Below are 567 nucleotides of genomic sequence, written 5' to 3'. Positions count from 1 at the left end.
ACCGTACCGTCGGTATTGTCCACTGACGCCGCGATATCCAATGTACCGGCAACCGCATCGAGCGTGGCTGAGGTATCAGCGGCCAATGGATTGCCGTTGTTATCCACTGCCGTCGCGTCAATGGTCAGTGGGCCATCAGCTAAGGTGCTGACATCGACACCGTCTAAGGCATAGCTGCCATCGGCTAATACGGTAGCCTGGGCGATAACGGTCTTACCGTTTTGATCGGTGATGGTGATGTTAATTACGGTACCTGGAGCAACGTCGGTGGTGGTGCCCGATAAATCGATGGTGCCATCGGTGTTATCGACGGTCGCAGCGATATCTAATGAGCCGGCAATCGCATCGAGTGTGGCTGAAGTATCAGCAGCCAATGGATTGCCGTTGTTATCGACTGCCGTCGCATCAATGGTTAATGGGCCATCGGCTAAGGCGCTGACATCAACACCTTCTAAGGCATAGCTGCCATCAGCCAGCACGGTGGCTTGGGCGATGACCGTCTTACCGTTTTGATCGGTGATGGTGATGTTAATCACGGTGCCTGGAGCAACGTCGGTGGTGGTGCCA

At 54.9% G+C, this 567-nt stretch carries 1 pseudogene; it reads right to left on the bottom strand.

From position 1 onward, the window contains the following. Window positions 1-567 (bottom strand): annotated as a pseudogene (locus JAO78_RS16675) (retention module-containing protein); the annotation flags it as partial.

This window comes from Alishewanella maricola (assembly GCF_016343785.1).
In the GTDB taxonomy this organism is placed as follows: Bacteria; Pseudomonadota; Gammaproteobacteria; order Enterobacterales; family Alteromonadaceae; genus Alishewanella; species Alishewanella maricola.
Note: the sequence above shows the minus strand (reverse complement) of the source record. Positions and strands in the feature narration are given on the sequence as shown.